The organism is Variovorax sp. J31P207, assembly GCF_030316965.1.
Lineage (GTDB): Bacteria > Pseudomonadota > Gammaproteobacteria > Burkholderiales > Burkholderiaceae_C > Variovorax > Variovorax ginsengisoli_B.
Genome location: NZ_JASZYN010000022.1, coordinates 30,793 through 55,671 on the forward strand (window position 1 = coordinate 30,793; position 24,879 = coordinate 55,671).

General features: G+C 62.7%; 23 protein-coding genes and 1 pseudogene. 18 read left to right on the top strand and 6 right to left on the bottom strand.

Annotated elements, in window-relative coordinates; genetic code table 11:
- Nucleotides 1-43: 43 nt before the first annotated feature.
- The 3 genes and pseudogenes from QTI68_RS37900 to QTI68_RS37910 form a co-directional block, all read right to left on the bottom strand.
- The gene (locus QTI68_RS37900; RefSeq protein WP_286529468.1) at nt 44-382 is read right to left on the bottom strand and encodes a cupin domain-containing protein; all 339 of its coding nucleotides are present in this window, start codon (nt 380-382) and stop codon (nt 44-46) included.
- A 30-nt stretch (nt 383-412) separates the two neighbouring features.
- Nucleotides 413-874: pseudogene (locus QTI68_RS37905) on the bottom strand (M20/M25/M40 family metallo-hydrolase); the annotation flags it as partial.
- Nucleotides 875-977: 103 nt separating this feature from the next.
- Nucleotides 978-1,760, bottom strand: a complete 783-nt coding sequence (locus QTI68_RS37910; protein WP_286529423.1) for a fumarylacetoacetate hydrolase family protein — start codon at nt 1,758-1,760, stop codon at nt 978-980.
- Between the two features lie 238 nt (nt 1,761-1,998).
- Here QTI68_RS37910 and QTI68_RS37915 point away from each other — a divergent pair, with 238 nt between their 5' ends.
- The 13 genes from QTI68_RS37915 to QTI68_RS37975 all read left to right on the top strand — a co-directional run bounded on the left by QTI68_RS37915 (nt 1,999) and on the right by QTI68_RS37975 (nt 14,835).
- Nucleotides 1,999-2,847: a branched-chain amino acid ABC transporter permease gene (locus tag QTI68_RS37915; RefSeq protein ID WP_286529424.1), complete on the top strand. Its 849-nt coding sequence runs from the start codon at nt 1,999-2,001 to the stop codon at nt 2,845-2,847.
- Nucleotides 2,838-4,577, top strand: coding sequence for a branched-chain amino acid ABC transporter ATP-binding protein/permease (locus tag QTI68_RS37920; protein WP_286529425.1), 1,740 nt, complete (start codon nt 2,838-2,840; stop codon nt 4,575-4,577). The genes QTI68_RS37915 and QTI68_RS37920 overlap by 10 nt, the downstream gene beginning before the upstream one ends.
- Nucleotides 4,567-5,274 carry an ABC transporter ATP-binding protein gene (locus QTI68_RS37925; protein WP_286529426.1) on the top strand — a complete coding sequence of 236 codons (708 nt, stop codon included), beginning with the start codon at nt 4,567-4,569 and terminating at the stop codon, nt 5,272-5,274. Before QTI68_RS37920 ends, QTI68_RS37925 begins: the two co-directional genes overlap by 11 nt.
- A 31-nt stretch (nt 5,275-5,305) precedes the next feature.
- Nucleotides 5,306-5,839 carry a cupin domain-containing protein gene (locus QTI68_RS37930; RefSeq protein ID WP_286529427.1) on the top strand — a complete coding sequence of 178 codons (534 nt, stop codon included), beginning with the start codon at nt 5,306-5,308 and terminating at the stop codon, nt 5,837-5,839.
- A gap of 24 nt (nt 5,840-5,863) precedes the next feature.
- On the top strand, nt 5,864-7,156 hold the full coding sequence (eno, locus tag QTI68_RS37935) for a phosphopyruvate hydratase (protein WP_286529428.1): 1,293 nt from the start codon (nt 5,864-5,866) through the stop codon (nt 7,154-7,156).
- A 26-nt stretch (nt 7,157-7,182) separates the two neighbouring features.
- On the top strand, nt 7,183-7,740 hold the full coding sequence (locus tag QTI68_RS37940) for an NADPH-dependent FMN reductase (protein WP_286529429.1): 558 nt from the start codon (nt 7,183-7,185) through the stop codon (nt 7,738-7,740).
- Between the two features lie 101 nt (nt 7,741-7,841).
- The gene (locus QTI68_RS37945; protein WP_286529431.1) at nt 7,842-8,852 is read left to right on the top strand and encodes a VOC family protein; all 1,011 of its coding nucleotides are present in this window, start codon (nt 7,842-7,844) and stop codon (nt 8,850-8,852) included.
- 16 nt (nt 8,853-8,868) lie between these two features.
- Nucleotides 8,869-9,393: a carboxymuconolactone decarboxylase family protein gene (locus tag QTI68_RS37950; protein ID WP_286529432.1), complete on the top strand. Its 525-nt coding sequence runs from the start codon at nt 8,869-8,871 to the stop codon at nt 9,391-9,393.
- Nucleotides 9,394-9,439: 46 nt separating this feature from the next.
- Nucleotides 9,440-10,651 carry an amino acid ABC transporter substrate-binding protein gene (locus tag QTI68_RS37955; protein ID WP_286529433.1) on the top strand — a complete coding sequence of 404 codons (1,212 nt, stop codon included), beginning with the start codon at nt 9,440-9,442 and terminating at the stop codon, nt 10,649-10,651.
- A gap of 34 nt (nt 10,652-10,685) precedes the next feature.
- Entirely contained in the window at nt 10,686-11,792 is a 1,107-nt protein-coding gene (locus tag QTI68_RS37960; protein ID WP_286529434.1) for an alcohol dehydrogenase catalytic domain-containing protein, read from the top strand.
- Between the two features lie 287 nt (nt 11,793-12,079).
- The gene (locus tag QTI68_RS37965) at nt 12,080-12,856 is read left to right on the top strand and encodes a fumarylacetoacetate hydrolase family protein (protein WP_286529435.1); all 777 of its coding nucleotides are present in this window, start codon (nt 12,080-12,082) and stop codon (nt 12,854-12,856) included.
- A 2-nt stretch (nt 12,857-12,858) separates the two neighbouring features.
- Nucleotides 12,859-13,827 (top strand): C-terminal binding protein, encoded by a 969-nt coding sequence (locus QTI68_RS37970; protein WP_286529436.1) that lies wholly within the window; start codon nt 12,859-12,861, stop codon nt 13,825-13,827.
- 9 nt (nt 13,828-13,836) lie between these two features.
- Nucleotides 13,837-14,835, top strand: a complete 999-nt coding sequence (locus QTI68_RS37975; RefSeq protein ID WP_286529439.1) for a phosphotransferase family protein — start codon at nt 13,837-13,839, stop codon at nt 14,833-14,835.
- 135 nt (nt 14,836-14,970) lie between these two features.
- Here QTI68_RS37975 and QTI68_RS37980 read toward each other — a convergent pair whose 3' ends face one another.
- Nucleotides 14,971-16,023, bottom strand: coding sequence for a LacI family DNA-binding transcriptional regulator (locus QTI68_RS37980; protein ID WP_286529440.1), 1,053 nt, complete (start codon nt 16,021-16,023; stop codon nt 14,971-14,973).
- Nucleotides 16,024-16,321: 298 nt separating this feature from the next.
- On the opposite strand from QTI68_RS37980, the gene QTI68_RS37985 reads away from it, so the two are divergent.
- Together QTI68_RS37985 and QTI68_RS37990 are read left to right on the top strand one after the other, a co-directional pair.
- Nucleotides 16,322-17,578 (top strand): porin, encoded by a 1,257-nt coding sequence (locus QTI68_RS37985; RefSeq protein WP_286529441.1) that lies wholly within the window; start codon nt 16,322-16,324, stop codon nt 17,576-17,578.
- A gap of 510 nt (nt 17,579-18,088) precedes the next feature.
- A complete protein-coding gene (locus QTI68_RS37990) occupies nt 18,089-18,223 on the top strand; it encodes a hypothetical protein (protein ID WP_286529443.1) in 135 nt (44 codons plus the stop codon).
- Nucleotides 18,224-18,993: 770 nt separating this feature from the next.
- Here QTI68_RS37990 and QTI68_RS37995 read toward each other — a convergent pair.
- Nucleotides 18,994-19,656 (bottom strand): SGNH/GDSL hydrolase family protein, encoded by a 663-nt coding sequence (locus QTI68_RS37995; protein ID WP_286529444.1) that lies wholly within the window; start codon nt 19,654-19,656, stop codon nt 18,994-18,996.
- Nucleotides 19,657-20,830: 1,174 nt separating this feature from the next.
- Here QTI68_RS37995 and QTI68_RS38000 point away from each other — a divergent pair.
- Complete coding sequence (locus QTI68_RS38000) at nt 20,831-21,595, top strand: hypothetical protein (RefSeq protein WP_286529445.1); 765 nt, start codon at nt 20,831-20,833, stop codon at nt 21,593-21,595.
- Between the two features lie 541 nt (nt 21,596-22,136).
- Here the strand turns inward: QTI68_RS38000 and QTI68_RS38005 are convergent.
- Nucleotides 22,137-23,075 carry a LysR family transcriptional regulator gene (locus QTI68_RS38005; RefSeq protein WP_286529446.1) on the bottom strand — a complete coding sequence of 313 codons (939 nt, stop codon included), beginning with the start codon at nt 23,073-23,075 and terminating at the stop codon, nt 22,137-22,139.
- Nucleotides 23,076-23,288: 213 nt separating this feature from the next.
- Here QTI68_RS38005 and QTI68_RS38010 point away from each other — a divergent pair, with 213 nt between their 5' ends.
- Both QTI68_RS38010 and QTI68_RS38015 read left to right on the top strand, forming a co-directional pair.
- Nucleotides 23,289-24,203 carry a Bug family tripartite tricarboxylate transporter substrate binding protein gene (locus QTI68_RS38010; protein WP_286529447.1) on the top strand — a complete coding sequence of 305 codons (915 nt, stop codon included), beginning with the start codon at nt 23,289-23,291 and terminating at the stop codon, nt 24,201-24,203.
- Nucleotides 24,204-24,223: 20 nt separating this feature from the next.
- Nucleotides 24,224-24,808: a VOC family protein gene (locus QTI68_RS38015; protein ID WP_286529448.1), complete on the top strand. Its 585-nt coding sequence runs from the start codon at nt 24,224-24,226 to the stop codon at nt 24,806-24,808.
- The last annotated feature ends 71 nt before the right edge of the window (nt 24,809-24,879 follow it).

Sequence of the window (24,879 nt, forward strand, 5' to 3'; positions counted from 1 at the left end):
TGGGAAGGCAACGCCGCCAAAGCATCATTTGCCGAGACCCGCTTCACAACCACATGAAGCGGGTCTCGCGCACATGCCATTCGCCCGTGGTGTGCGCCGGAAAGAGCAAGGTGTCGGCTGCTCGAATCTGAAGCGCTTCGCCGCCGGTCGGCGTGAAGCTGCAGACCCCTGCACGGATGTGCATGACCTCGGCGTTGGGCAACGGACGCGCGAAGCGCCCGGGCCCGCATTCCCGGATACCGCTCTTGTTGTCGCCGGCGTCCGGCAGTTCGACGTCGATGCCGCGCAGGCGGCAGGACGGTTGGCTGTGCGGACCCGCAGGCGTGCCCTGGTCTTGGAGGCCGGCGATGGCTGCGGATTGGCGTAGTGCGGTGACGCTCAGGGTCGGGTGTGGAGGCCGAAGAAGGCCTCATCACGCCAGCGCGCGTTCGGAGACTTCGCACGGCCAGCGCACGCCCAGCGGCAGCGCGTCGTCGTTGAAGTCGTAGCAGGGGTGGTGCAGTGCGCGCTCCGCGTCCGGCCCCGGGTCGGCGCGGCCCTGGCCCAGCCACAAGTAAGCGCCCGGAACGCGCTGCAGCATGAAGGCGAAGTCTTCCGAGGTGAAGGCCGCGCGCGGCGCCATGTCGGCCTGCAGGCCGACGGCTTGAGCCGCGGCGATCGCGAGCGCCGCTTCTTCGGGCGTGTTGAGGGTGGCGAGGTAGTAGCGCACGTAGCGCACCTCGGCCTGGACGACGCTCGCCAGCGACACGCCCTCGACGGTGGCGCGCAGCGCGGCCTCGATGCGGTCTTGCGACGCGAGGTCGAAGCTGCGCACGGTGCCGGTGATCGAAACCTCCGCCGGCAGCACGTTGTGGCTGTGCCCGCCTTCGATGCGAAAGCGCCCCCAAGTAAGCGGTGACGCTAGCACGCCGCTGCGCTCGTCTGTGGCAAGGGCTTGCCCCGTTGAACCGAAGGTCTCCGGAACCGTTGCCGGATCGTCACCGCGCTTCGGCCACGACCGGATTGCGCAGCACGCCGATGGCCGGAATTTCGATCTCGATCACATCGTCGACGTTGATAGGCCCGACTCCGGCCGGTGTGCCAGTCATGATCAAGTCGCCCGGAAGCAGTGTCATGTATTTGGACAGGTAGGCGATCAAGAACGGCACGGAAAACACGAGGTCCCGGCTGTTGCCGTCCTGGCGCACGGTGCCATTGACCCGTGTGATGATCCGCTGGTCCGCCGGATCCAGGCCCGTCACGATCCACGGGCCGATGGGACCGAAGGTGTCGTAACCCTTTCCGGCCAAGAGGCAGCCGAAGCTGCTCTCGCGCCTCTGCAGCACGCGGTCGCTGACGTCGTTGCCACAGGTGTAGCCGAAGACGTAGCCCAGTGCATCGGCCTCCGTGACGTGACGCGCCGTCTTGCCAATCACCACTGTGAGCTCCCCCTCGAAGTGAATGTTTTCGCCGTGGGGCGGATACACAATCGCGTCCTCGTGGCCGACGACGCAGGTGCTCGGCTTCATGAAAACGACCGGGATTTCCGGCACTGTTTTTTGCGATTCCTGCGAATGGGCCTTGTAGTTGTAGCCAAGGCCGAAGATGCGCGGTTGTGCCACCGGCGGCAGCAGGCGGACCGCGTCAAGGCGGTCCCGCTCTGCGCTTTTGACAATTCCCTCGAAAGGGGAGCCAACCAGGCGTTCCAACACGCCGTCTGCCAGAACGCCGTAGTGCGCTTGGCCTTCTCGTTCGTATCTCACGACAGTCAGTGAATCCATGTCAACTCCTATGCAAACGTTGGCATTTTGATCCTCCGCCGATGGCCGTGGCGACTAGGGTAAACCCCTGGCTCTCTATCCCATTGACAAATAACAAGACCGCGCCAACAATTGTGCGAACGTTAGCACAGGAGACAAGACAAATGCGTCGGGACCAAATAGCGGTGGGCCATCAGGCCGTCAGCTGCGCACAGCGAGCGCACTTCTCGCGCGGGCCGTGCGCTGAGGGAGCAAAAGGGTGAGCGCTTCGCTGCTGCTCCAGTCGGGCATTGGGGGCTTGCTGCTCGGTGGCATCTACGGACTGCTCGCAATGGGGTTGAGCCTCAGCTGGGGTCTGCTGAGACTGGTCAACCTGAGCCACTTCGCCCTCGCATTCCTGGGCGCGTACCTGACCTACCAGTTCGGCGCCCAGTTCGGCTGGCCGGCGTACGCTTCGTTGCTCATCATCGCTCCAGGCTTCTTTCTGATCGGCTTGGCGCTGCACACGATATTCGTCCGCTTCGACGTCAGCGAGTTCGCCTCCATGCTCGTGACCTTCGGCATCACTGTGCTGATCGAGTCCCTGATCCAGTGGATCTGGTCGGCGGACTTTCGGAAGTACGAGACTCCCTACGCGCAGGAGTCCATCCGGGTGGGGTCTCTGTTCGTTCCAGTGCTCGAACTCACGGCGTTTGTCAGCGCGGCGTTGCTCGCGATCGCCGCCTGGGTGGCATTGCACCGCACGTTGCTCGGGCGAGCATTGCGGGCCTCCGCCCACGACGGTCCAATCGCGGCAGCCTTCGGCATCAATGCCCGTCAGCTGTCATACGGCTTGGCCGGACTGTGCTCCGCTTCAGCTGGCGTGGCGGGCGTGTTTATCGCCCTGACCTCCACGTTGGCGCCGTCGCAGATCGAGGCCTGGATCGGCGTGGTATTTGCCGTCGTGATCATCGGCGGTCTGGCAAATCCCCTCGGCGCACTGGCAGCGGGCATGCTGATCGGCGTTGCGGAAGCCCTCACCATGGCCACGGTAAATCCCGCTTGGGCGCCATTGGTCGCGTTCTCCATCCTTATCGCGTTGTTGCTTTGGAAGCCGAAATGGCTGTGAATTCCATGACTGTAAAAGCGGCCGTCGGCCTTCTTGGGGCAGCGCTGATCGCGTTGCCTTACGCAGGAGCCCCCGACTTCTATCTGTCGTATCTGTACGTCATCTTCTTTTGGGTGGCGTTGGCCACGAGCTGGGGAATCCTGAGCGGCTACGCCGGCTATTGGAGCTTTGGTCACGCGGCCTTCTTCGGCACGGGCGTATATGCCGCAGGCGGACTGTCCGTCAAGTTGGGGGTTCCCTACCTTCTGACCATTCCGCTTGCAGCGGCGCTGGCCGCTGGGCTGGCCGCCTGCATCGGCGCGGTGGTGTTTCGCATCCAAACGCTGCGTGGCGAATTCTTTGCCCTGCTATCGCTGTCAGTCACGTACGTCTTGGCCGCGATTGTGTCGAACACCCCAATCGATGGCGGTGCCGGTGTGAATCTCAGCGGCGTCTCGATGCCAACCTTCGGCACCTCCGTTCCCGGCGCAATCTATTTGCTGGGCCTTACAGTGGCGGTGATCGCTCTGCTGGTGTCGCGCGGCATTCTGTCTTCTCGTTTTGGCCGCGGTCTGCTGGCCATACACGACGACGAGGACGTGGCCGAGGTGAAAGGCGTGCCCACATTCCGCTACAAGGTCGGCGCCTTCGCCATCTCGGCTGCCATCGCCGGCGCCGCAGGTGCCGTGCAAGCGGGCTACGTGGGCTACGTCACCGTTGGCGAGACGTTTTCGATCACGGTGCCCCTCTACGTGGTGCTGATGAGCATCTTGGGCGGCGCCCGGCATTGGGCAGGGCCGGCAGTGGGCGCAACCCTGATTACCGTCGCGCTCAGCCTGTTCGTCGGTGGCAGTCACGCCGAGCTGGGCCGCGCCGGGGTCGCCCTCGCATTGATTGTCGTCATTCTGTTTTTGCCTGAAGGCATCGCGCCACGACTGCTGCAGAAGTTTCGCAGCCGTCCTGGACCGGCGGTGGCGTCAGCCGCGGAGCCACTGCTACAGGCCATCGACACCCGTGCGCCGAGCGGCGCGCTGCTGGAGTGCAGGAACGTCACCAAGCTTTTTGGCGGTCTTCGCGCGCTCGGCGGCATTTCCCTCTCGGTGCGCCGTGGCGAAATCCTGGCGCTGGTTGGCCCCAATGGTTCGGGCAAGTCGACGCTCATCAACATGATCAGCGGTCACTTTCCGATGACGTCTGGGAGCATCCGGCTGGATGGACAGTCTCTTGATGCGCTGGAGCCGCACATGGTCGCGGCACGCGGCATTGCGCGTACCTACCAGATCCCGCGGCTGTTCGAGCACATGACGGTGCTGGAGAATGTGCAGCTGTGTGCGGCGTTTGGCCAAAACGCCAAGGCGCTCCATGCAGCGGACTCCGCGTTGCACTGGCTCGACTTCATGGGCTTGGCCGAGAAGGCGCACAAACTGCCGGCGTCCCTCAACCTCCACGAGCGCAAGTTCGTCGAGTTCGCGCGAGCCCTGGCGGCCAAACCCAAGCTGCTGCTGCTCGATGAGGTGCTTTGCGGTTTGACACCCACCGAAGTCGACCAGGCCATCGACCTGATCCGCCGTATCCGCGCCGCCGGGACCACCATCGTGTTCGTGGAGCACGTGATGCGCGCAGTGGTGGCGCTTGCAGACCGGGTGGCTGTGCTAGACCAGGGGCGGCTGCTGGCCCTCGGTCAGCCCGAAGAAACAATGCAGGACGCCAAGGTCATCGATGTCTACCTGGGAGTCGCACATGCTGCTTGATCTTCTCAATGTACACGTGTCGTATGGCGACGCACCCGCGATCTGGGATGCCAGCATGCAGATCGACTCCGGCCAAGTGGTGGCGGTGGTAGGCCCTAACGGTGCCGGCAAGAGCACGCTCATCAACGCCATCGCAGGCATCCTTCGGCCCCGCCAGGGGAAGGTGCTCATTGGCGGCGTCGACATCACGGCAGCACTTAGCCACCGGGTGTGCGACCACGGTATTGCCATCGTGCCCGAGGGCCGACGCCTGTTCGCTGACATGACCGTGCAGGACAATCTTGAGCTTGGCGCCTATCGCAAGGGTGCGCGGGCATCGAGCCGCGAGACGATGGAGGAGGTGTTCTCGCTGTTGCCGGTGTTGAAGGACCGGCGCCAGCAGATCGCGGGCTCGATGTCCGGTGGGCAGCAACAGATGGTCGCGATCGGACGCGCACTCATGGCGCGACCACGCCTGCTCCTGATGGACGAACCGTCGCTGGGCCTCTCGCCGCTGATCGTTTCGGAGATGTTCAAGATCATCCGATGCGTCAACGAACGCGGTGTGGCAGTGATGCTGGTCGAACAGAACATTCACCAGGCGTTGGAGGTGGCGCATCACGCGTACGTCATCGAGCAGGGCCGGATCGTGACCTCCGGCAAGCCCGCTGCCTTGTTGAATGACCCGAAGATCAAGGAGGCCTATCTTGGCGTCTGATAGTTCCAACCAAGTCCACGTCCCGTCCGCCTTGAATCGCATCGTGACGGGGCAGCGGAAGGATGGCGGCAGCCAGGTTGCCATGCGCTCGGTGCCGCCCCGCACTGACGTGTTCAAACACATCCCGGGCATGGTGTCGCGCTTGGTCTGGGCGACACCCGCCGCGCCGACGCTTCCCTTCGACGGAGCAGATCCGACTGCTGACGTCACAAGCCTTGTACCTGCCCCAGGCGAGACGCGGCTGCTGGTCGTCACGTTTCCACCCGATAGCGTCTTCGCCGCCGCGCATTTCAACGGCCAAGCGGCGTTTGAAGAGAACCTCGCGATCAGCCCCGGCTTGGCGGAGCGATTCGAGCCCGACGGCATGCACGAGACCCCAACCGTCGACTACGGCATCTTGCTCGACGGAGAGCTGTGGCTGGAGCTCGACGACGCGGTGCAGACCCACCTGAAGCCGTTCGACATCGTGGTCCAGAACGGTACACGCCACGCATGGCGCAACAAGTCCGACCGACCTGCGACCGTGGCTTTCGTGCTCATCGGTGCGCGCCAAGCGGCCGAGTAACACCAAACGACATCAACACAACAAATGAACGATACAACGATCGAGAGCGTCCACGGACGACGCATGTGGGACTCGCGCGGCCGACCGACCGTCGAGGCGACCGTACGGCTGCGCGGCGGCCTGACGGGGCGCGCGCTCGCGCCGGCTGGCGCCTCGATGGGCAGTGGGGAGGCGGTCGACCTGCGCGACGGTGGAGCACGCTTCGGTGGCTTGGATGTGCAATCGGCCTGTCGCGCGATCAACGAGGTTATAGACGGCGCGCTTGCAGGGCGCGATGTCAACGACCAGGGGTCGCTGGACCAACTGATGGTCCAGCTGGACGGAACACCCAACCGGAGCCGGCTCGGGGGCAACGCGCTGGTGGCGACATCCATGGCGATAGCACATGCCCGGGCGGCCGCGGCTGGTGTGCCGCTTTGGCAGCTGCTGGCCGCCGGGCAGCCGGTTCGGTTGCCGCTTCCTGAGATCCAGATCTTCGGGGGCGGCGCCCACGCTGAGCGGCGCGTTGATGTCCAGGACTTCATGGTGATGTGTCCTGCCGCCGCCAGCTTCGACGAAGCGCTGGAGTGGACTGCCGAAATCTATCGCGCCGCGGGAGCGCTGCTACGACGCACCGGGAAGCTCCAAGGAGTGGCCGACGAGGGCGGCTACTGGCCCGCGTTCAACTCGAACGAGGAAGCGTTGGATACGCTGATGCAGGCCATCATCGATGCGGGACTGAAGCCAGGTGCGCAGGTCGGCATTTCGCTCGACATCGCAGCCTCCGAATTTGGCTCGAACGGTCGCTACGAACTGGCCCTGGAGAGCCGCGTGCTCAACACGGACGCCATGATTGACATGCTGGGGCGTTGGCTCGACAGCTATCCCATCATGTCCATTGAGGACCCATTGGCCGAGGACGACGCAGAGGGCTTCACGCGCTTCAGTTCGAAGTACGCATCGCGCTGCCAGATCATCGGCGACGACTTTCTCGTCACCAACGCCGAACGCGTCCGCGCCGCCGCGGCGGTGTCGCAATTGAACGCTGTCCTGATCAAACCCAACCAGGCCGGCACCTTGACCGAAACCCTGGCCGCGCTGCAAGCAGGGAAGGATGCACGATTCGGCACCATCGTTTCGGCGCGTTCAGGAGAGACCGAGGACGTCACGATCGCTCATCTGGCGGTGGGTTGGAACGCGGGACAGCTCAAGGTCGGCTCCTTCGCCCGCTCGGAGCGAATGGCGAAATGGAACGAGGTACTGCGCATCGAGGAATCGATGGGCCGCGACGCGCGCTTCTGGGGCTGGGACGCATTGCCGTTCCAGGCCAGTCACTGATTTCTTGCCAACAAAGGATTCCCAGCATGATTCGCCTCCTCGGCCTCTCCGGCAGCTTGCGCCACGCTTCGAGCAATACGGCCGTCCTGCGCACCCTGCAGCAACGGGTGCCCGACGGGATCGCCCTCAAGTTGCATCCGCTCACGGACCTCCCGCTGTACAACGGCGATTTCGACACCGAGGAGCCTCCGGTCGCGGTGGCGCGCTTGCGCGAGGCGATCCGGCAGGCGGACGGCCTCGTTCTGTGCACCCCGGAGTACAACGCCGGTACTTCGGGCGTGATGAAAAACGCCCTCGACTGGGCGTCTCGGCCGCCGAAGACTTCGCCGCTGCGGAGCAAGCATGCGCTCATCATCAGCGCCTCGCCTGCTTTCACCGGTGGGGCTCGAGCGCATGCGCAGCTGCGGGAGGCGCTCGCAAGCACATTGTCCCGGGTGGCGGTCCATCCGGCTGTCGTCATCCCCCAGGTGTTCGAGAAGCTGAAGGACGGCCTGCTGACGGACGAGTCGATCATCCAGTTCGCTCTCGCCGCCATCCAGGCATTGACCACCGAGATCAGCGCCAGCAGGGCGCTAACCGAGTAGGGTGAAGTTACTTCGGCTGCACCGCCGGAAATCGAGTCCCAAGCCCTCTTCAAACCGGTCTCGTTCGCTCACCGTCAAACCAACCACACAGGAGATTTACCATGTTGCCCACCGTCGACCTGCGCCCGCCATTCAACATCAGCCGGGCGAGTCACATAGTGCTGGAAGTCAAGGATCTCCAAAAGAGCCGAGACTTCTACGTGAAGATCGTGGGCCTGGTGGTCTCCGACGAGACGCCAACCACCTGCTACCTACGCGGTTTGTCGGAAGCAGCGCACCACAGCCTGGTCCTGGTGCAGGCGGAGGGGGCGCCAGCCTGTCAGCGGCTCGGCTTCCGCGTCTATCTGGACGAGGACCTCGACAGCGCCTACGCCTGGTTCACCGGGCGCGGCCTGCCCGTCAAGTGGGTGGAGGTACCCTACCAAAGCCGCACGCTGCATTGCGAAGACCTGTACGGCACCAAGCTCGAGCTGTGCGCCCACATGGAAGTGCGCGAGCGGATGTTCCTCAAGTTCGAGCAGTTCACCGGCGCACACGCTCAGCGCATTGATCATTTCCAGATCTTTGCACCCGATTGCTGGAAGGCCTGCGAGTTCTATAGCCAACTTGGCTTCCGCAACTCGGAATACCTGGCGCACGGTGACAAGTTGCTGGGCGCCTTCATGTTCCGCAAAGGGACGTGCCTTGACCTTGCGATCGTGGAGAACGTGGGGCCGAAGATGCACCACTTCGCCTATATCGTTCCGGAGTCGCACCTGATCTTCACGGCCTGCGACCTTGCGGGCAACTATGGCTACGGCGGCTCGGTGGACCGCGGGCCAGGCCGACATGGCCCTGGCGGGATGCTGTACGTCTACCTCCTGGACCCGGACGGACATCGCATCGAGTTGTGCGACGGCCACTACCAGACCATCGACACCGAGGTCGAGCCGGTGCGCTGGGAGGCTGGCTCGCTCAGCACCAACGTGCGCTGGGGCCTTCCGGCGACTGAGCACTGGTACTTCCACGCCAGCCCCTTCAAGGACGCCACAACCCAGGATCCTGAGAAGAAGCCGAATCCGCAGACGCTGGAAATGTTCGTCCGGCAGCAATCGACCCAAAGCAACATCTAAACAAGGACCGAATCCCATGGCACGCGTCAAATACCTCCATCGCGCCAACAGCCCCAACCAGGCCATCTTCGACCGCCTCGAGAAAGAGCGGAAGACACCCACAGCCAACATCTTCCTGGCGCTGACCCAGACGCCGGAGTTGCTTGACGGCTTCCTTACCTACGCGAACGCGCTACGGTCATCGCCACTGAGCCCGCGGCTGCGGGAGTTGGCGATCCTGACGGTGGGGCACCTGACGAACTCGCGCTACGAGATTGCCCACCATCAGTCGCATGGCCTCAAGGCCGGCCTGACGCAGGCGCAACTCGACGCGGTTCCGCAGTTCGAGAGTTCCAGCCTCTACACCGACCAAGAGAAGGCGGTGATGGCATTTGCCAAGGAGTCGACTCTCGAGGTTAACGTGAATGACGACACCTGGTCACGCGCAGCGGCATTCCTTGGCGAACCGGAAATGATCGCGCTGGTGCTGGTGGTCGCTTGGTACAACTCCGGAGTTCGCATCATGGCGGGCCTGGGGATCGAGCTCGAAGCGGGCCACTGAACGACGGCAACGGCGCCGACTCACAACATCAACAGGAGGCATCACCATGACTTGCAGCCTTTATCGTCGTCGCATGCTGGCGCTCGCGGCCGCTACGCTCGTGCTTGCATCCGGCCTGCCGGAGGCCTTCGCGCAGGGGACCGGCAGCGCCCCCATTCGTGTCGGGGGCACCCTGCCACTCACTGGCCCGCTGGCGTCGGTCGGCATGATTCACAAACTGGCCGCCGAGGTGTTTATCGAAGACATCAACAAGCGCGGCGGGCTGCTGGGCCGCAAGGTCGAATTCATCGTATTGGACGACCAGTCGCAGTCGGCAAACGCACGCACGCTCTACGAGCGCCTCATCACAGCGGAGAAGGTCGACCTGCTGATGGGACCTTACGGCACCAGCGCAATCCTCGCTGCAATGGGTGTGGCGCAGCGCTTCAACAAGCTATTCGTTCAAAGCAGCCTGGGAGAGCCTGCGCTGGCGCCGTACGACCTGCAGTTCCCTTCTCTGCCCCTGGGCCCCGAGCCGCGCTCCGCAGACACGGAACTCATCCTCGATGGATACGCCAGTCTTCCGAATCCGCCTAAGACCATTGCCTTCGTCACCAGCAAGTTCCCGTCGGCGCTCGATCTGGCAAAGGGAGGCCAGGAGATCGCGCAAAAGCGGGGCCTCAACAACGTGCTCGCTCTCGAGTATGAGTTTGGCACGCGCGATTTTGGCGCGATCGCCGCCCGCATCAAGGACGCCAATCCAGATCTATTGTGGTCAGGCGCAGTGGGAATGGAGGCGGTGCAACTTCTCGACGCGATGAAGCGCATCGACTACCGGCCCAAACGCCACTTCTACCTGTTTCCCGCGCCGGGTCCGACAGCGGCACACCCGAACGCCACGGGCGTGACTAGCCTGACATGGTTCGAGGATCACGATCCGTTCATCAAGAATGCGGGTGCCTCAGATTTCGCTGCTGCATATGTGCAGAAAGCCAAAGTTGCCGGCTTGCCATACCCGGTTGCTGAATATCAGGCTGCGTCGGAATTTGCTGCGTGGCAAATCTTAGAAGCCGCGGTCAATGGCGCCGGCAAGATTGACGACAAGGTCATGGCCTCCTGGCTCAAGGCCAACAAGGTACAGACCGTGCTCGGCGTTCGTTCATTCGAAGGCAAGTTCAACAGTAGCCCGCCCGACACCAAGCTCAAGCAGGTGCAGGGCGGCAAGTGGGTGACTGTTTGGCCGGCGAAGTTCCGCCCGCCGGGCGGCTCCTTCCAGTGACATCGCATACCCCCGGATCGCAACAGGAGAAATCATGAGGACAATGACCTCGGCGCGGCTGCACCAACTGCACACCCCAATGACCCTCGACACCATCCCGGTGCCGAAGCCTCGGCCCAACGACGTGCTCGTGCGCGTCAAGGCGTGCGGCATCGTTCCAAACATGGCAAACGTCATCAACAACTGGCCGAGCTGGTTTCCGCACCAGCCGCTCGCCAAGTTTCCGGCCATCTTCGGCCTGGACCCGGCCGGCGTTATCGAGGAGGTCGGCGAGGCGGTGATCAATGCAAAGCCGGGCGATCGCGTGTACGTCAGCCCACTGCGTTCTTGCGGATCGTGCAAGGCCTGCCGCTCTGGCCACCGTAGCCAATGCCGCTACTACACGCTCAATGGCTACTTCAGCACCAGCACAGACGGGCAACGCATCTTCGACTTGTACCCGTACGGCGGCTTCAGTGAGTACATGACGGCTCCTGAGTACGCGCTGGTGAACATTCCCGACAACCTCAGCTTCGAGAAGGCTGGACGGTTTGGCTATCTAGGCACCTCCTACGGGGCGCTGCGCAATGCCGGCGCTGGCTCGGGACAAGTCGGCCTGATCGACGGCATCACCGGTACGCTGGGCGTCGCGGCGACAGTGCTCGGCCTGGCGATGGGACTGTCCAGGATTCTGGGCACCGGCCGAGATCTGGCTCTGCTGGAGCGCGTGAAGGCGCTAGCACCCGAGCGCATCGAGGTCATTGCGTTGGGGGAACGGCCCACCGGGGAATGGGCGAGGGCGCAGACCGGTGGCGACGGCGTCGATTTCGCGATCAGCGCACTGGGCGCCCGCGCGCCGGTCGAGACGATGCTGGATTCGATGAAGGGCGTGCGGCGTGGCGGCAAGGTAGTGAATATCGGCGGTGTGTCCGACGCGTTGCCGATCGACATGAAGTGGCTGATGGACGAGCAGATCCAGTTGATCGGGTCGAATTGGTTCAGCGCCACGCAAGGCCAAGAGATGGCCGATATGGTGAGCACCGGGACGATTGACCTGTCGTACCTGGAAGACGTCACATTCCCCCTGGAACGGGTGAACGAGGCGATCTCCGGCCTCAAGGACCGCAACGGGGGCTTCTCGAACTACGTCGTGTGTCCCTGAGGACCTCGCCTGCCCGTGGCGGACCCGTCGGCACCAGAAGGAGCGCTTGCGTGAGCGTCGTGATGATCAATGCCTCGATAGGCGATGGGCGACCACTCTTGGCTCTCGCGACGGGCGGGCGCGCGCTAGGACTGAATCGTTGCCTGGCCCTCGCTTCGAGCCGTAGGCTTGCGGGGGAGCTCGATCTGGGGGGGCTTCAGAGTCAGTGGTCGAGATGGATCGAGCCCCTGCGGACCGCTTGCCACTCGACGCATGTTCTGCAGGCCATCGCTGCCGAAGGATTTCCGATGAAAGATCTGCGCCTGCACGCGCCGGTAGCACCGCGCCAGGTGTTTTGCACGATCGGCAACTACTCGGGCCAGTTGATCGAGGCCGCTGAGGACAGCGGTGACGGTCCGGCCGGTGCAGGCGCCGGCGCGCGCCGGGAGGCGGCGCTCGGGGCGATCCAGGAGCGCCGCCGTAGCGGTGCCCCGTACATCTGCTTGAAGCCCAGTTCGACCGTCCGCGATCCGACTGGCGCGCTAGTGATAAATGCCGAACACACCATGCTCGATTGGGAAGTCGAGTTGGGCGTGATCATTGGCGACGCGGGTGGGGAACTGACGATCGAGCAGGCGGCGTCGGCAATCGCTGGCTATTGCGTGGTCAACGACATCACGCTGCGCTCGGCGGTGTTTCGCGAGGAGCCTCCACGTTTCGGTACGGATTGGCTTCAGTCGAAAGGTGGTCGCGGCTGGCTGCCCGCCGGGCCGTGGTTCGTACCTTCCTGGAACGTGAGCGATGCCAGTGCGCTGCGCCTGTGGCTGCGCCTCAACGGCACGCTCATGCAGGACGGTTGCACGGACGACATGGTGTTCGGCATTGCCGAACAGATTGCCTACCTGTCGCGACATGTCGCGTTGCTGCCAGGCGACCTGATCTGCACTGGTTCCCCGGCTGGGTTTGGCAGCCACCTCGGTCGCTTCTTGCGCCCTGGCGACGTGGTGGAAGCAGGCATCGACGGACTAGGGACCCAACGCATTAGTTTCATCGAGGGCTCGCCCTCGTCTCATCCTAGGTATTGAGCATGACCAAGACTGTTTTGCTGACTGACTTCGCCTGGCCCGACGACTCCATCGAGCGCATGGTCATTGAATCTGCGGGGCTGCGTCTCGTGAGTGGCCCGGCCGCGCCATCCAACGTGTCAGACATCGACGCTCTGGTCGCCGCGCATCAACCGCACGGAATCATGACGTGCTGGGCGGAGGTCTCCGCGCAAGCGATCCAGTCCAGCCTGCCGCTCGAGATAGTGTCCCGCCTGGGCGTCGGGCTGGACAACATTGCTGTGCAGGCCGCGACCGACCGTGGAGTCTGGGTAACGAACGTGCCAGACTATTGCGTGGAGGAGGTTTCCGATCACGCGCTTGGATTCATCCTGTCCTGGACCCGTGGCCTGAATCACTTTGATCGCGAGGTTCGGGCCGGACGCTGGAACCCAGCGAGCGCGCAACTCAAGCGACTGGCCAACCTCACCTGCGGCATCGTAGGGTTCGGACGCATCGGTCGGCTCACCGCCCGCAAGCTGTCTGCGTTCGGCTGCCGGATGCTGGCTTATGACCCATTTTCAGGTGCACCGCAGCCAGGCGTCGAGCCGATGGATCTGGACGGCCTGATGCGCAACAGCGACATCATCGTCGTGCATGCGCCATTGGTACCGGCCACCAAAAATTTGATCGACGGCGAGCGACTCGCCCTGATGCGACCGGGTGGCCTGCTCATCAATGTCAGCCGAGGCGGCGTTGTGGACACCGCGGCAGTGATTGAGGCCCTTGCGTCCGGTCGCCTGTCCGCAGTTGGGTTGGACGTACTGGAGTCGGAACCACTGGTGCCGGACGAACTGAGATCCAGTCCAGGCGCGATGTTGACGCCGCATGTCGCATTCTCGTCCGACGCGTCGCTGGAAGAATTGCGACGTCGCGCTGCCGAGGAGGTGGTGCGCGTCCTGTCGGGTCAAGCGCCGCACGAGGGGTGCAACCAGCCGGTTCGCCACAGCTAAGGAGACGCCATGTCGAATGCACCCGTGCCCGACCGCGATCTGGTCCGCTTCGTCGAAGCCCATGGCTTGACAAGACCTGGCGTCAAAGCGCGCTGGCAGGAGTTGGCCGGAGGCGTGTCTTCCGACATCTGGAAGGTCGATTTGGGCGATCGCGCAATCTGCGTCAAGCGCGCACTGCCGCAACTGAAGGTCGCAGCGGTGTGGGAGGCTCCAGTCTCCCGCAATGCCTATGAGTGGGCGTGGATGCAGTTCGTGTCGGAGCATTGCCCCGCCAATGTGCCCACGCCGATCGCGCAGGATGTGGAAGCCGGCCTGTTTGCCATGGCCTACTTGGAGCCGGAGGACCACCCGGTGTGGAAGCAGCAACTGCTAGCGGGCGAGGTTGACGTCGATCTGGCTGCTGCGGTGGGTAAGGTGCTTGGTGCGATCCATGCGGAAAGTGCCTGGCGGATCGACGTGGCCAAGCGCTTCGACACGATCGAGAGCTTTTATGCCTTGCGACTGGAGCCTTACCTCGTCGCTACAGCGGCACGTTATCCAGAGGTCTCGGCGGCACTGTTGGCGCTGGTGGCGCAGACAGCAGGCACCACGCACGCGCTGGTCCACGGCGACGTGAGCCCGAAGAACATCCTGGCCGGTCCGCGCGGACCGGTGCTTCTCGATGCCGAATGCGCCTGGTATGGTGATCCGGCGTTTGACCTCGCGTTCTGCCTCAACCACCTGATGTTGAAGGCGGTTGTCGTGCCGTCGCGCAGCGCTGAGTTCGCGCGGTCGTTCATGGCACTCATGCGCAGCTACCTCGACCAAGTTGGTTGGGAGCCCGCGCACGATGTACAACGCCGGGCCGCGAAGTTGCTGCCTGGCCTGTTGCTGGCGCGGATCGATGGCAAGTCGCCCGTCGAGTACATCACCGATGAGCAAGACAAAGACCGGGTCAGAGGCTTCGCCGTTGGCTTGATCAAGCACCCATCTCAAGAACTCAGTGACATCTGCCGCCGCTGGTTCTAGACGGGATTGAGCCGACGCCTCAGAGGCGTCGGCAGGCGTCACTTTTGCGACTGGGGAGATCATTGAGGTGCCATCGATGCACAAGGGCATGGACGGCACGATCGCAAGCCTTGTTCCCGGCAGCCGAGGGAATGATCAGTCCGCAAGTTGGCGAAGACGCGCTTCGGCGCGGTTGGGGTTCGCCGCCTCCATTCCTCGGGTGCTGCCGCGCACAACGAGCGTCGGCGGCGAGACAGAGCTGTAAGGCGCTGCGTTTGCAGACTTCTGTTTCAGCTGATGGATGAACCACAGCCCGCACGCAGTGGCCAACTCGGAGACGGGGAGGCTCATCGTCGTCAGGCCCGGTCCCCACCATCTGAAACCCAACTCGTCTCCGAACCCGACAATGGACAACTGTTCGGGCACACGCACGCCGCTTGCCAGCAGTTCCTCCAGAACGCCCTGCGTGTTCTGGACCGAACCCAGGACTACCGCCGTGGGCGGGCTGCGCAGTGCGAGCAGGCGTCGTATCGCATCACGGCCGAAATCCGTCGACGACGGCACTCCGAGTTCCTCTCGCGAATGCGTAGCCGCCTTGCTTCCGGCGAGGGCGTTGTGAAACCCTTGCAAGCGTGCGGCTCCGGTAGGCAGGTCCGTGGTGCCGCCGATATAGGCGATGCGCTGGTGGCCGAGTTCGACCAGGTGCCTGGTCGCCTGGAAGAGCGCCTGCGTATCGTCGATGCCAAACCAATGGTCACCCAGCGAGGCATGTCTGCGCAGCAACTGGATGCATGGCGTCATCCTGAGAAGGCGCACCGACTCTGGATGTGGCCGGGCCGTGGGCACGATGATGATGCCGGCCACATTGACGCTGGTGAGTTCGCGAATGTGGCGCAACTCGACCAGGCGGTCGTCATCGGATTCGGACAGCGTAAGTTGAAGATCCGCGCTCTCCAGGCATTTCGACAACGCGTGCGCGATCGTCGAATAGAAGCTGTTGCGGATGTCGGGAACGACCAGGCCCACCAAATTGCTGGAGACCCCCCGCATCATGCGCGCCGCACGGTTGGCGACGTAGCCCATCTCATTCGCTATCTCGAGCACCTTCTGCTTCATGGCAGAGCTGATGCGGGGGTCGTCGGCCAAGGCGCGGCCAACAGTGGACGCGGAGACCTCAAGTCGGGCGGCGATGTCTTTGATTGTGACCATGGGAAAAGGGTGCAGGATGCACTAACGATAGCATAGGGAATGGGGATTGCCAACCAGTACCGTTCCTGCTCCCGGTCGCCGATTCACTAGAAAAACTACAAGCAACATTTGGCGTCGTCGGATCAGGGCTGTTGACATTCCTGCAATGCCTCTTCTAGAATCTATGCTAACGATAGCATAAACGGACGACGACCCGCCAGATGGCGAACTCCATCGTTCGTGGCGCACTTCATTCGCCCACGATCAAGGGCTGGCCACCCTGACCGGATTCTTTAGAGCCTCAATGGAGACACTTGCAATGAAAAAATCTCTGGTTGCCCTAGCTTCTCTGGCAGTTGCCGGTGCTGCTTCGGCACAGTCGTCTGTCACGGTGTTTGGCGTGTTGGACGCCGCAATCAGTGGCTACAAGAACCAGTCGGAAACGCCTTTCGGCGTGAGCGTCACCAAGACTGCGACGGCCTTGACCAGCTCTGGCTACAACTCCAGCCGCCTGGGCTTCCGTGGCACGGAAGACCTCGGCGGCGGTTTGGCTGCCGGCTTCTGGCTCGAAACCGGCATGACCAACGACAACGGAAATGGCGCTGCCACCGGCGGCGGCCTGAACTTCAATCGTCGTTCGACGGTCAGCCTGTCCGGCAACTTCGGTGAAGTCCGCCTTGGCAAGGACTTCAGCCCGACATTCTGGAACGACACCGTGTTCGATCCGTTCGGCGCCAACGGCGTGGGCACCAACTTGATCACCACCGCCAGCGGCGGCGCCGCCCTCGGCGTTCCCAACAGCGGCTTCCAGTCGAACCCCAACTACGTGCGATCCGTCAACTCGGTGGGCTACTTCCTGCCGCCGAACCTGGGTGGTTTCTACGGTCAGTTCATGTATGCCTTCAATGAGCAAGTCTCGTATGACCCGGGTGGTCTGACCCCCCCGGGCGCCGCCGCGATCGTCGCCAACCCGGCGCTGGCCCTGACGCCGAACAACGCACGCACTGGTCGATACTTCGGTGGTCGCGTCGGCTATGCCAATGGCCCGCTGGACGTCGCGCTGGCCTATGCCGAGAGCACCATCGGTTCCAACTACTACGTGGGTACGACGACCACCCTCGATACTTTGAACCTCGGAGCTTCATACGACTTCGGCATTGCCAAGCTGTTCAGCGAATACTCGAACAACAAGCAAAAGACCGCCTACGCGACCAACGCGTTCAATCCTTTCGGCACCACGAAGCCCGGTGCCAATGGCGGCGTGTTTGGAGTGACTGTTCCAGTCGGTGTTGGCGTTATCCGGGCGTCGTACTCCGCTGTGAAGTACAACAACCTGCCGGTGGGCTTCTTCGCTTCGCAGCCGAAGGCCGACCAGTTCGCTATCGGCTACGTGTACAACCTGTCGAAGCGCACCGCGCTATACACAACCTTTGCGTACATCAACGACAAGGGTGGCGCTGCTCTGGGTGTCACGGGTTCCCCAACCTTCTACACGGGCACGATCCCGGGCGGTGCCGGCAATGCTGTGCCGAACAAGTCAATGGGCTACGACCTGGGTATCCGTCATGCCTTCTGATTTTGACTCCGGCGTACCCATCCACATGCCCACGCCAGTGGGTATGACCTCGGGAGGGATGGCGTCAGCAATTGGTGCTTCACTCGGCTGGGATCGGACCGGAGCTTCCATTGGGCTATGCGGATCGGGCCATCTGAGAGTTGTTGGCGCGAAGCGGATTCCTACGCTTCAGTCCAGTAACTGCCCACCCTTGCACCTCGTGGCACGGACCAAGCAAGGTCTGGCAAGAAGGCCGACTTACTCGGCAGGCAGTAAAGGGCGCACGCGGCTCCCGTGGATTGCCGGAAATTGGTGACGAGAACCGTCGAGGGCGCTTCAGCTCGGAAAGGATTGCAATGTTGATCGTCATAAAGAATGTGCCCTTGGCGCAGGATCCTCGCATCGTCATCGCTTGCATTCGCGCGTGCATTTGGGCAACTGTCGAAGGATGGCCGTTTTGCCCTTGGAAGTAGGCGGTGGTGGTGCCGCCATAGATGGGAACTTGACCTTGTGCAAAGCCGATCGGCCGCGATGATTCCCTACGCAAAGTCGGCCGAACTGCTTGGGCTGTCGTTGCCGGTGGTCGGAGCGAACGCGCCGAGCACGGTGCGAGAACACACGCTGGGAGTCGGCCGCCGACTGAACGCGCAAGGCCTGGAGACCTAGGAAGACCCAGTCGCGGTGAAGAGCGTGTTGGTCGTCACAACGGTCGGCCTCGACAGCGGATACCTGCGGCACTGCCACCCCGACCACGAGAAAATCCTTCGAGGTCGTCGCTGGGCGGGCGATGCGCGTCGGCGTCGGTCAGCGAAGCCTTGCGTTCGTTCGCACCATCGACGAGCATTCGCGCGAACGGGTGCGAGGCGTCCTTGCTGCCTTCGGCAGACAGGATAGGTTGATGGAGGTTCACCGACGGCGACACCCAACTGCGCCAATGGCAGCTGACGGCTTTGCCCCGGGCGACTCACATTCTGGACTGGTATCACCTGCGACGACGCGTCAGCAAGCTCGATGTCGTCGTGCACAGCAAGGCGACGGCCAGCCAACTCAAGCCCGTGGACCATGACCGATTGTCGTATCTGGCCGGTGGACTGGTGGACGGGGTAGTCGTACTTATCGTTCGGTTTGATACGGTTGCGAGAAATTTCCCTTTGAATATCAATAACTTACGCCGGACGGTTTTCGCGCAGAGGTGAGTCGCCATAAGTGGTTGTCGTGCATTGGATTTCTGGCTCCGAGCGTATCAATCTCCACCGAAGGTACGACTACCCCGGGCTGGCGGTAAGTCATATGAGCAGCACGTCGAGACCGGGCGTGGTAGCGCGGTCGGCCTGGGGGGCGAGTGGACTGGAAAGGTGGCGCAACGCCGCCGCGAAGCGGCTATCCCATTTCCGCAGCCGGAGGCATCGTCGTCGGACCCGCTTCAATTTCCCCGATCAGGCTGGAGGAACCAGAACGGCCGTGCAGTTGGTGATGAGTGGGTCAAGTGTCATTGCCAGTCGCCCGATCAGACGGTCGCTGTAGCCCTTGTTTGGATGCACGAAGTCGAGCAGATCCACCTCGCCGAAGAACGGCACCGATCCCCAGTCGGCAAAGGCTACGCTCGCGTTGTTAGCGACGGCTTGAATGACCGTGTCGTAGAAGTCCCGGCGCCAGAGTTGCGGGTACCCAAGGTCTCCGCCAAATGCCTGGTGGGAAAAGCCCGTCAGCACCGGGACGCGGCCCTCATTTCGCACTTTCTTGACCATGGCGGCGTACTCGTACATCACGGTGTTGATATTCAAACCGTCCCACGCATCGATGACTCCATTCTCGATGATCACGTAGTGCGCGGTGAGGGTCACGTAAGGAAAGAAAGTCGCCAGGGCACGCAGCGACATGCCGGCGACCGCGTGATCGGCGACTATCTGCAGGTTGGGCCTGATCCGCTGCAGCGTCATGGACGGGGTTTCTGGGGACCCGTTGCCGCCCATGATCGAGTCGCCAAAGATCTCGACCGTGCAAAGAGATGCGTCTTGGGCGGCGGCCCCTCCCCAGTAACCGGCAAGAACGCCAGTCACCAGGACTGCAGCGAGTGGGCGAAGCATGGATCGAATCATGAATCATCTCCTCTCGGTGCCACCGCACCATCGGTGGGCCGTCAGGGCGCTGGAATTATCTGACGCAAGCTCAATTGACAAGTTAACGACATCGTCAAAAAGGGCATTCGCTCCCCTCGGGACAATCTGAGCGCCGGCCTGCGCGAAGGCGCTGCCCAGTCATACGCCGTTCACCGCAAGACGCAAAAGACATCCAAAGATCGCCAATCCTCCCAGCGCCGCAACAACTGTCGCAGTCGGACTCGCTTCATCTGGCGGCGCCACGCCTTCCGCCGTCTCGGCCTCTTCCGCTGCCTCTATCCTCCCGGGAGGCCCTGGCATCGGCGAAAAAGGGCTAAGAATCGCTCCGCCAAGATCCGCACTGGGCACGGGGCTCGTCCTGAGCAGCGGCGGGAGCGAGGTCACCTGAGTCGCCGCCACCGCGGCACTCGGAACGTCTGGCACTCCCGGTGCGCGGGCGCCTTCCGCGCGCGCGACCGAGCAGGCGGCAAGGGTCGCAAGGAACCATCCGATCAGAAGAAATCGGGTCTTCACGGGTACACCTTGAGCGCAACGGGGCCGAAGATTGACCCGAATTATTTGACAGCGTAGAGGGTCGCGCAAGCCAAGAATTGTTCCGCTGGCGTGCCTTGGCGCTCCGCAATCCTGTACCGACATCGCCCGAGTGGAACCCCAAATGCAGCCGGCGACCCATTTCAAGTCGAAACGACCGCTCATTGGAGCCGTCGCTCCATGCGCGGCATCGAGTCCAAAGGGTGGTTGCACTCGGCATACTGGTCCAGCCCAAGGCTGTTTGAGTTCGGGCCCAGAACGCCATTTCGCGACATTCGAAAGCAGCCGCTGACGGGCAACGCCGTCCATTGCCACCAGCGATCCGACCAATGCCCTGCCCTGAACGTCCTCACGATGACGGCGAAGGTCAAGGTCTGAAGTAGACGAGCCGGTCGCGAAGAAAGCCCGAAAGTCAGCCTTCAACAGTCGCCGTCGTTCGCCCCAGAAACTCGACCGACAGCAACCAGTCTTGAGCACGCCTTCGTGACGAGACCGCTTGACGGCCAGAAGCCGGCATTGCAGAGTGACCCCATCGGATTGCGTCAAGGTGAGGCACGATGTCTTGGCGCCGCGAGCGCAGAATGTCCCATCGCGCGCGGCCGCCATCGCCATGGAGGTTCCCATGAAGTACGACCGTGAACTACTCCTGCTTGGCGAGAAGCGAAACGACGTCCTGGATCTTCACGAAGTCCAGCAGTACGGCCTGGACAGCTACGACGATGCCGACTACGTTTCACTCTACGGCCTGACGCCGGTCGATTGGTTCGCCAGGGGAATTCGTGTGCTCGGACGCACCGCCGTCGAGTGCACGCGCGACCGCTTGGCCGCGGCGATCGCCGCTGATGTCGCGTTCGCCGCGGCCGGCATCCTGGCCGGTTCGCATCTTGTGATCGATCCTTTCGCGGGCTCAGGTAACACGCTGTACTGGCTGCTGCGATGTCTGCCCGGGGCGGTCGGCCTCGCTTTCGAGAACGACGCATCGGTCTTCCGACTCACTTCCAGCAATATGGTGCTACTGGGCCAGTCGATGCGCATGTTTGACATCGACTTCGAGCACGGCCTCGAGCATACCGTCGCGGCGCAAGACCAGTTGGTGGTTGCGTTCATCGCACCGCCCTGGGGCCGCGCATTGGATCCAGAATCGGGTCTGGACCTGAGCCGCACCGAGCCGCCTGTCGAAACGATCGTGGATCGCCTTGTCGGCCATTTCCAGCACGCCAAGCTACTTTGCGTCATTCAGGTCCATGAACGCGTGAAGCCAGCACCTATGGCGAAGCTCGCCTTGCGATTCGATTGGACCGGTTCGAAGACCTACGGCTTCAACCGTCCGGGGCAGAACCATGGCATCTTTCTCGGAAGCAAGCGCTGGACGCCGACTCAAGCATGACGAGGGCGCCAACGGTCTCGCTGCTGTCCATGACGGACGTCGAACCAGTACTCAAGTTGTGCCGCCAAAGTCGTGTAGAGGCCGAACCCTCGAGCCGCTTTTAAGGGGGACTGTACCAAGCGTAGCGCCCTGTCGACCTTTGCCCGGGGCATTCATATTTGTCACTTCGACACCGTGCACACGGTGTCAGTCTGAATCGGAAGTCTGAGTCGCACCGCTCAGAGCCAGATCGGGGCCGGGATCGCCGGTACGCCTCATTGTCTATGTCACTTTCCCGGTTTGAGGGTTCCTCTTCCCTACTGCAATTTGGCCCCGGTGCCTCCCTCCTCCGGCCGAGGACCTCGAAGACAAGTGAGAGAAACCATGCTGAGCAGCATCTTCGCCCAGCGAGCGTGGACAAATCGACGTCCCTAGCTCCGTTAGGAACGCGCCTGAGCCCACTCCAAGAGCCGGACATGCCCAAAACTATTGGATTGCCCGCGTCGAGCGACCCGGTGGTTGGAAGAAGTATCCGACCTTGGGCGCGCGCAATGTGCCGCTCTCAACTCTGATACATCGGCCAACGCCGTGAGGGCGTCGCCACACGAGGCATGTCAACAAACAGCCCGGTGATGAAATCGACAAACGTCCTGACCCGCAGCGTCTGGACGTTGCCGCGCGCATAGAGCATGTAGATCGGCGGAGCATCGCTCGTCCAGTCGGACAGCACGGGCACCAGGACGCCAGCCGCGATCGATCGTTCCGCAGTCATCGCGATCACATGCGCGATGCCATTCCCCGCTGCAGCCAGGTCGACGAGCGCTTGGCCGTCGTTGATGCAGAGATTGCCGCCCACCTCCACGGCATGCGTCTCGCCGTCGCGCTCGAAGGTCCATTCCTTGCGCGTGCGCCCGTCGGGGCGCAAGTACTCGATGCAGTTGTGGTTCACAAGGTCGCGGGGATGAGACGGGGTCCCATGCTGCGCAAGGTAGGCGCGCGATGCGCAGGTGACGAACTTCAGATCGGCAACGCGGCGCGCAACGAGTCGCGAATCGGGTGGATCGCCAATGAAGACGCCCACATCGATGCCTTCTGCTTCGACGCTTTTCGCGCCTGGCGAAATCACCACTTCGAGTTGCAGTTCCGGATGCTCGCGCAGGAAACGGGGCAACTCCGGCAGGATGCGGTATCTCGCCGGGGTGACATGGAGCATCACACGCAAGCGGCCTTGCGCAATCTCGCGCGCTGAGGACATCTCGCGCTCAGCCGCTTCGAGATCCGAGACGATGGTCTTGCAGCGGGCGTAGAACCTTGCGCCTTCGTCGCTGAGCCGGGCGCCTTGCGTCGTACGCACGAGTAGTTGGACCTTGAGCCCGCGCTCCAGCGCAGCGATCGATTTACTGACCGCTGACGGCGTCAGGCCCAGCGCCGTCGAGGCTGCCGCGAAACTTCCCAATTCCGCGGTCCGAACGAAAATGCTGATGCTTCGAAGATGCTCCATGCCGTTCCCCCATGCGCACGTTGGTCGACACCCGAAACGTACCGCGCGTCTGGGTGAACGAGGTGAATTTTTTTCACTTCTTGTGTGCCAATCTCTGGCTGGCGTGTTCGGGAGCGCCCACCTAAGCTGGCTGCAGATTGATCGAAAGGGAAATTGGCAATGAGCACGCGGTGTCTGGTTCGGCCTTGGGTTCTGCTCGCATGTCTTGTCGCCATGCCAGTGGCGCACGCCCAGCACTTCCCGGCAAAGCCAATCCATTTCGTCATTGGCAGTGCGCCCGGCTCGGTGATCGACGTCGTTACCCGTCAGATTGCCGAAGGATTGGCGAGGGAGCTTCAACAGCCCGTCGTCGTCGAGAACCGGTTTTCGGCCGGTGGCATCGTAGCGCTGGAGACGTTGAAGTCCACCCCTCCCGGCGGTTACACGTTGAGCGTCGTCGCCATGCCGCAAATGAGCGTGAGCCCGAGCTTGTTCAAACAATTGCCCTATGACCCCGTCAAGGATTTCACCCCCATCGGCATCCTGTATCGCGGGCCGCAGTTCCTCGTCGTCAATTCTTCCGTGCGCGCGGCTTCGCTGACTGATCTCATCGCGTACGCCAGGGCTCATCCCGGACGTCTGCGCTACAGCTCCCCTGGCAACGGCACGCCGTCGCACGTGTTGATGGAACAGTTCAAGCACGAGGCGAACATCGACGTACAGCACATTCCCTACAAAGGACCGAGCGCAAACACTGCGGTGCTCAGCGGCGAAGTCGATGCACTCCTGGAGGGTGTCGGACCCATGATTCCCTATGTTCGAAGTGGCGCGCTGCGCGCGCTCGCCGTCACCGGCTCCCGCCGCGTGGATATGGCGCCCGAGGTGCCAACGTTCGAGGAGTTGGGGATCAAGGGAGTCGACGCGGTCTGGGTCGGGGTCATCGCCCCGCGCGATCTGAAAGAGCCAGTGGTGTCGGCGTTTCATCAGGCCCTCTCAAAGGCGCTGCAAGACCCCGGGCTTCGCGCCAGTTTCGAGGCCGCGGGCAGAACGATCCACCTGAGCACGCCGGAAGAGATGACGGCAGTCATCACCGAGGAAATCCCGCGTTGGCGCGAAGTCGTGCAACGCGCCGGCATCGCACCTCAATAGAGCCCTTGGAGCACCGCATCATGTCGACTGAAGCCAACACCCTATTGCGGATTGCCGAGGTCGTTCTTCGAACGTCGCGATACGACCAGATGAGGGCCTGGTACGCGTCGGTGCTCGAGATCGATCCGTATTGCGAGCATCTGCCGCCGATGGCCGCGCAGGCCAGCGCGGAAGCCGGACATGGCGAACCATCATGGGAAAGTCAGTCGCGATTGAGTTTTTTCAGGTTGCTGTTGGACCATCCCTACATCCAGGTGATCGCATTGTTCGATGTTCCCACGGCGGAGTTGGCTGCTCCGGCGGGTCCGGGCCTGCACCACATGCAGTTGCGCGATGCTTCGCTCTCGACGATGGCAGCGCGCTACCGGCGGCTCAAGGCACTTGGCATCGAACCATTCAGAACCGTCGACCATGGTCCTTCGCTGAGCTTCTACTATCACGATCCGGATTGCAATGTCGTCGAGATCGCGGCGAGCAATCACGCGTCCGTGGAGGCCTACCTCGCTGCACTGGCAAGTCCGGAGTTCAGCCGCAATCCCTCGGGCCGCCACGTGGATGCCGACGCCGTGACGGCGCTCATTTGCGCGAGGGCTGAGCAGCCGTGAGTTCTGGACGCTGGCACGGGCCGACGCGGCGCAGCGCACCTGGACAAAGCCGTTCCAGGGGGTGTCGTGGT

Bases quoted from the DNA above. Each gene is read 5' to 3' on its own strand.
- QTI68_RS37910 (WP_286529423.1), bottom strand. From the start codon at position 1,760: ATGGATTCACTGACTGTCGTGAGATACGAACGAGAAGGCCAAGCGCAC.
- QTI68_RS37920 (WP_286529425.1), top strand. From the start codon at position 2,838: ATGGCTGTGAATTCCATGACTGTAAAAGCGGCCGTCGGCCTTCTTGGG.
- QTI68_RS37925 (WP_286529426.1), top strand. From the start codon at position 4,567: ATGCTGCTTGATCTTCTCAATGTACACGTGTCGTATGGCGACGCACCC.
- eno (WP_286529428.1), top strand. From the start codon at position 5,864: ATGAACGATACAACGATCGAGAGCGTCCACGGACGACGCATGTGGGAC.
- QTI68_RS37940 (WP_286529429.1), top strand. From the start codon at position 7,183: ATGATTCGCCTCCTCGGCCTCTCCGGCAGCTTGCGCCACGCTTCGAGC.
- QTI68_RS37945 (WP_286529431.1), top strand. From the start codon at position 7,842: ATGTTGCCCACCGTCGACCTGCGCCCGCCATTCAACATCAGCCGGGCG.
- QTI68_RS37950 (WP_286529432.1), top strand. From the start codon at position 8,869: ATGGCACGCGTCAAATACCTCCATCGCGCCAACAGCCCCAACCAGGCC.
- QTI68_RS37955 (WP_286529433.1), top strand. From the start codon at position 9,440: ATGACTTGCAGCCTTTATCGTCGTCGCATGCTGGCGCTCGCGGCCGCT.
- QTI68_RS37960 (WP_286529434.1), top strand. From the start codon at position 10,686: ATGAGGACAATGACCTCGGCGCGGCTGCACCAACTGCACACCCCAATG.
- QTI68_RS37965 (WP_286529435.1), top strand. From the start codon at position 12,080: ATGAAAGATCTGCGCCTGCACGCGCCGGTAGCACCGCGCCAGGTGTTT.
- QTI68_RS37970 (WP_286529436.1), top strand. From the start codon at position 12,859: ATGACCAAGACTGTTTTGCTGACTGACTTCGCCTGGCCCGACGACTCC.
- QTI68_RS37975 (WP_286529439.1), top strand. From the start codon at position 13,837: ATGTCGAATGCACCCGTGCCCGACCGCGATCTGGTCCGCTTCGTCGAA.
- QTI68_RS37980 (WP_286529440.1), bottom strand. From the start codon at position 16,023: ATGGTCACAATCAAAGACATCGCCGCCCGACTTGAGGTCTCCGCGTCC.
- QTI68_RS37985 (WP_286529441.1), top strand. From the start codon at position 16,322: ATGAAAAAATCTCTGGTTGCCCTAGCTTCTCTGGCAGTTGCCGGTGCT.
- QTI68_RS37990 (WP_286529443.1), top strand. From the start codon at position 18,089: ATGATTCCCTACGCAAAGTCGGCCGAACTGCTTGGGCTGTCGTTGCCG.
- QTI68_RS37995 (WP_286529444.1), bottom strand. From the start codon at position 19,656: ATGATTCGATCCATGCTTCGCCCACTCGCTGCAGTCCTGGTGACTGGC.
- QTI68_RS38000 (WP_286529445.1), top strand. From the start codon at position 20,831: ATGAAGTACGACCGTGAACTACTCCTGCTTGGCGAGAAGCGAAACGAC.
- QTI68_RS38005 (WP_286529446.1), bottom strand. From the start codon at position 23,075: ATGGAGCATCTTCGAAGCATCAGCATTTTCGTTCGGACCGCGGAATTG.
- QTI68_RS38010 (WP_286529447.1), top strand. From the start codon at position 23,289: ATGCCAGTGGCGCACGCCCAGCACTTCCCGGCAAAGCCAATCCATTTC.
- QTI68_RS38015 (WP_286529448.1), top strand. From the start codon at position 24,224: ATGTCGACTGAAGCCAACACCCTATTGCGGATTGCCGAGGTCGTTCTT.